Consider the following 671-nt stretch of genomic DNA (forward strand, 5'->3'; position numbering starts at 1 on the left):
CCCCAGGAGACGGTGACCGTCCTTCTGGTGGACGATCAGCCCGTGATCGCGCTCGTCGTGAAGAAGATGCTGTCCGTCGAGCCGGGCATCGCGTTCCATGTCTGCCACAGAGCGGCCGATGCGGTTGCCACGGCGCTGCAGGTGCGCCCCACCGTGATCGTGCAGGACCTGGTCATGCCCGGGGCGGACGGGCTGGACCTGGTGCAGGCCTACCGCGCGACACCGGAGATCAAGGATGTTCCGATCATCGTGCTGTCGTCGAACGACGAGCCGATCATGAAGCAGTCGGCTTTCGCCAGGGGCGCCAACGACTACATGGTCAAGTTGCCCGAACCGATCGAACTGGTGGCACGCATCCGCTACCACTCCCGGGCCTACACGACCCTGCTCCAGCGCGACCAGGCCTACCGGGAGCTGCGCGTGAGCCAGCTGCAATTGCTCAAGAGCAACCTCGAGCTGCGGYGGCTGACCAACTCCGACGGGCTCACCGGTCTGGCCAACCGGCGCTCCTTCGACGACTTCATGGCCCGGCACTGGGCCGCGTCGATGAGCGCGGGCGCGCCGATCTCGCTGTTGATGATCGACGTGGACTCGTTCAAGAGCTACAACGACCACCTGGGCCACCTCGCCGGCGACGACGCGCTGCGGCGCGTGGCCCTCACCCTGCTCGC

The 671-nt window shown here is 66.7% G+C and carries 1 protein-coding gene; it reads left to right on the forward strand.

Features of this window, described 5'->3' with window-relative positions:
- Positions 1-12: 12 nt before the first annotated feature.
- Positions 13-671, forward strand: a 659-nt coding sequence (locus AC1DTN_RS37975) for a GGDEF domain-containing response regulator (RefSeq protein ID WP_477925304.1), incomplete at its 3' end; no start/stop codon positions are given.

This window comes from Rhizobium sp. 01T444 (assembly GCF_056398305.1).